This is a genomic window from Mycobacterium sp. (assembly GCF_049802695.1).
Taxonomy (GTDB): Bacteria; Actinomycetota; Actinomycetes; order Mycobacteriales; family Mycobacteriaceae; genus Mycobacterium.
Window position 1 is genome coordinate 1 of sequence record NZ_JBARMY010000148.1, and the last position, 4303, is coordinate 4303.

The 4303-nt window shown below is 68.6% G+C and carries 5 protein-coding genes and 1 pseudogene; 2 read left to right on the forward strand and 4 right to left on the reverse strand.

Features of this window, described 5'->3' with window-relative positions; translation table 11 throughout:
* From WA317_RS06100 to WA317_RS06115, 4 genes and pseudogenes are all read right to left on the reverse strand, one after another.
* Positions 1-354, reverse strand: a pseudogene (locus WA317_RS06100) (copper-transporting ATPase); the annotation flags it as partial.
* Positions 332-613 carry a DUF1490 family protein gene (locus WA317_RS06105; RefSeq protein ID WP_425172184.1) on the reverse strand — a complete coding sequence of 94 codons (282 nt, stop codon included), beginning with the start codon at positions 611-613 and terminating at the stop codon, positions 332-334. The pseudogene WA317_RS06100 and the gene WA317_RS06105, both read right to left, overlap by 23 nt.
* Before the next feature lie 83 nt (positions 614-696).
* Positions 697-1407: a TIGR03089 family protein gene (locus WA317_RS06110; protein WP_425172185.1), complete on the reverse strand. Its 711-nt coding sequence runs from the start codon at positions 1405-1407 to the stop codon at positions 697-699.
* A 73-nt stretch (positions 1408-1480) separates the two neighbouring features.
* Entirely contained in the window at positions 1481-2962 is a 1482-nt protein-coding gene (locus WA317_RS06115; RefSeq protein WP_425172186.1) for an LCP family protein, read from the reverse strand.
* A gap of 124 nt (positions 2963-3086) precedes the next feature.
* Between WA317_RS06115 and rfbD the strand changes: the two genes are divergently transcribed.
* Together rfbD and WA317_RS06125 are read left to right on the forward strand one after the other, a co-directional pair.
* Positions 3087-3968: a dTDP-4-dehydrorhamnose reductase gene (rfbD, locus tag WA317_RS06120; RefSeq protein ID WP_425172187.1), complete on the forward strand. Its 882-nt coding sequence runs from the start codon at positions 3087-3089 to the stop codon at positions 3966-3968.
* Between the two features lie 10 nt (positions 3969-3978).
* Positions 3979-4303 (forward strand): glycosyltransferase family 2 protein (locus WA317_RS06125; protein WP_425172188.1); only part of this gene is annotated, 325 nt, incomplete at its 3' end.

Below are 4303 nucleotides of genomic sequence, written 5' to 3' on the forward strand. Positions count from 1 at the left end.
GCGCACGCCCAGCAGTGCCAGCGCCGCACCGCCGACGACCATCCGCAGCACTTCGGTGTTGCGGATCTCAGTGGAGTGCGGCGCGCGGGCGGGAATCAGGTCGGCAGCGACGTGGGCGGCCGCATTGATGGCCGCCAGCACCGCGGCACGGTCGCAGCGCTTGGGCGAGTACCACACCACGACCGACCCGGTCCGCGGGTAGGCGTGCACCACCCGTACGCCGGGCTGCTGGTCGACCGCCTCTTCTACGGCCACCGCGCGGCGGGAATCGGAACGGACCCAGGCCACCCGGACCCGCATCCGCCCGGCCGCGTCGGAAACGACGATCAGGTCAGTGTTCGTGCAGGTCGACATCGGTGATCGCCGGGGTGGGCGCCTCTTCGCCGATACGTTCGCGGGCTTCGGCCATCACGTCGGACAGCTTCAGCCGGGCGGACTCGGCGGCCTCCTCGGCCCGACGGGTGCCGCGCAGGCCCCACTCGGCGGTGGTCACCGCTGTCTCGTGAATCGGAGCCTTGGCCCACGCTTTTCGCACTGCCTCATAGGCGGTCACCCCGACCAGTCCGGTCACCACTGTGCCGGCCGCCTTCGCGAATAGTCCCTGGACTGCCATCGGCCGAGCCTTCCTTCCGCGGGTTCTGGAAAGCCGACGTTAACATAGATGTATTGCGATACCAACATGTATCTGCAGGCAGTTCAGAGCACTCGGGTGATCTTTTCCGTCTCGATCCGCCGCGGCAGCAGCTCCGGATCGGCATTCGCGACCTGCACCAGCGACGCGCCTACCGCCAGGATCGACAGCAGGCCTTCGACCAACTCATTCGGTCCCGGCCAGTCCGCCGTGGACAGCACGCGATCTTTCGGCTTCAGATCCCTCGCTCGAGCGGACTCCTGGCACGCGGCCAGCACTTCGTCGACGGCTCGGCCCGCCAACGCCGGCCCGGGCATCCGTTCGGGAACTATTTGGTCGCCGTGCACCCGCACCGCAGTCGCATAGTCGGTGACGCCGATTGGCAGGTCAGCTGCCGGCCGACCGAACGGATCCAGCGACAGCACTGCCACTTCGCCGCCGCCGGCCACTGTGTCGGCTTCATCCAACCGTGCGGCGGTGGACAACGCGACGTCGGCACTTGTCGCGTCGAGCACGACTTCGGCGCCGATCCACCACACCCCGAACAGCACCGCCGCGGTCTGCCAATGAGCCGGCAGCAACACCGCAATCCGGCTGGCCGGCCCGGCGCCCAACTCGTCGCGCAGTAGGTTGCCGGTCTTGGCGGCCCAGTTGGCCAAGGTCACCGCGGACAATTCGATGCGTTCGCCGGTGGCGTCGTCGTAGTAGGTGATGCGAGGGCCGACCGGATCGGTGCGCAGCATCGGATCTAGGACCGCTGCGCTGAGCGTAGTCATAAGTGCCGCTCCTCTCCCCCGCAAGCGGGAGGTACCCCCCATCGCTTTTGTGCTCTGCATCGGCGCGGGCACGCTAATTGACGCACTCAGGCTTGTCGGAGCCTGCGGTCAGAATCGGCGACGGCGAGGGAGCGGAGCTTTCCGTCGAGCCCGCGCTGGACGAGCCGGAACCCGCCGAGGCGGCCGGCATCGTCGATCCGCTGCCGCCCAGGCCGGAGCCCGGTCCGGTGTAGTCGCCGGCCAGCACCACCCGGACCGAGGCCGGTGGTACAGCCGCATTGGCGATGACGGGCAGCCCGCCGAGGTCTTTGGCGACCGCCTGCGCGCCAACATCGTCGGCTTTGGCCGCTTGGACCTGGCTGCCGTTCACATGACCGGTGTCGTTGTTGCCGACCGCGCCCACATGAAATCCTTTCGCGGTCAAAACGTCCGACACCGCGGCGGCCAGACCGTTGATGTCGGTGTCGTTGACCACGTTGGCCGTGGTTTTCTCGGGCGTGTAGGCCAGCTGCTCCGTCTTGCCCTGATCCTGGTTGTGCAGCAGGCCGCCGACCCACTCCTGGACCTGGCTGGGGTCCACCCGCACGACGCTTTGCATGCCGTCGTCGCTCCAGCCGGCTTCTTCGAGCACCGGGATGGTGGCGAAGGCCACGTTGCCGCCGGCCAGATTCTCGAGCTGCTTGACGAAGTCCATGATGTCCCAGCCCGACGACAGCACGACCGAGCGTTGAATGGCCTGCTGCAGCCGGTTCAGCCGGGTCGGGCTGGACAGCGTCTTGGCGGAGATCACCTGGTGAGCCAGCGCCGCCATCACCGCCTGTTGTCGCACCACCCGGTCGAGGTCGCCGCGGGGCAGGTCGTGGCGCTGCCTGACGAAGCTCAGCGCCTGCGGACCGTTGAGTCGTTGCCAGCCGGCCGAGAAGTCGGCACCCGACATCGGTTCATAGACAGGCTCTTTCAGGCACACGTTGACGCCGCCGAGCGCGTCGGTGATCAGCGCGAAGCCGAGCAGTCCGACCTCGGCGTAGTGGTCGACGGTGACACCGGTGAGGTCGGCGACCGTATTGATCAGCGCTTCCCGGCCGGCTTCAGTGCCACGCGCCTCTGCCTCGTCGAGCGGGCTGCCGGATTCGACCAGGCTGACCCGCTTGGCTTCCTTGACTTGGCCGTAGACCCCGTTGATCTTGGTCTTGCCCAATCCGGGCGCCAATACGTACGAGTCGCGCGGGATGGAGATGGCGGTGGCCGACCGGCCGCTGTTGGGGATCCGGACCAGGATGATGGTGTCGGTGTTGGTCGACACGTCGTCGCCGGCCCGCAACGTCGCCAGTTCCTCCTGGCTCAACGGGTTGCCGTGGGCGTCGGCGCGGCTGTCCATACCGACCAGCAGGATGTCGATCGCGCCGTCGTCGCCACCGTGCCCCAACGAGGGGGCGAACATGTGGTAGATCCCGTCTTCGAAGGACCGAACCTTGCTCCACGCCACTCCGGTGCCGAGCACGACCACGACGGCCGCGACGGTGGCGATCACACGAGTCACACGTTGCGCAGGCATCACTTCAGATTACTTCTGCCTCGTTGGTATGCCGGGTAGCTTGAGACCGTGTCCCCCGGCGACGATGCAGAGCACAAAAGCGATGGCGGGGTACCTCCCGCTTGCGGGGGAGAGGAGCGGCGGCATGACGCGCAGAATTGTCGTCACCGGGGCCGGTGGCCAGGTCGCCACCGCGTTGACGGCAGCCGCCGCTCGGCAGGGCCGCGACGTGCTGGCGCTGACGTCGGCGCAGTGGGACATCACCGACGCCAGCGTGGCCGAGCGGATCATCGAGCGTGGTGACGCGGTGATCAACTGCGCGGCCTATACCAACGTGGACGGTGCCGAAACCGACGAGGCCGCCGCCTACGCGGTCAACGCGACCGGCCCCGAACACCTGGCCCGGGCGTGCACCCGAGTCGGGGCCCGGTTGGTGCACATCTCCACCGACTTCGTCTTCAGCGGGGTGTTCGCCGGATCGGCACCGCGTCCTTACGAACCCGACGACCCGGCTGAGCCATTGAGCGTCTACGGCCGCAGCAAGCGTGCAGGCGAGCTGGCCGTGCTGGCTGTCTCGCCGGAGGCGACCGTGGTGCGCACCGCCTGGGTCTACACCGGCGCCGGCGGCAACGACTTCGTCGCCGTGATGCGCAGGCTGGCCGCCGGCGACGGCACCGTCGACGTGGTCGACGATCAGACCGGTTCGCCGACCTACGCGGTAGACCTGGCCGAGGCGCTGCTGGAGGTGGCCGACGGGGGGGTGCGCAGTCGACTGGTGCACGCTGCCAACTCCGGTGCGGCCACCCGGTTCGAGCAAGCCCGTGCGGTGTTCGAATCCGTGGGTGCCGAGCCGCAGCGGGTGCGGCCGGTCAGCAGCAACCGTTATCCGCGCCCGGCCCGCCGACCGGCCTACTCGGCGCTGTCCGGTCGGCAGTCCGCTGACGCCGGACTGTCACCGTTGCGGCCGTGGTCGGCCGCGCTTGGTGAAGCACTCAGGAGCGGCCCGTTACCCTCAACGCGTGAGTGACGTCCTGTCGGTGGTGACGGTGACCTATTCGCCCGGCCCTCACCTCGACCGCTTTCTGGCTTCGCTGCCACTGGCCACCGAGCGACCGGTGCAGGTACTGATGGCCGACAACGGTTCCACCGACGGCACACCGCAGGCCGCCGTCGAGCGCTACCCCAACGTGCGGCTGTTCGCCACCGGACGCAACCTCGGCTACGGGACGGCGATCAATCGCGCGGTCGCCGAGCTCACCCGGGAGGGTGGGGCCGCCGACGAGTGGATCGTGGTGGCCAACCCGGACGTGCAGTGGGGGCCCGGCAGCATCGACGCGCTGCTGGACGCCGCGGCGCGCTGGC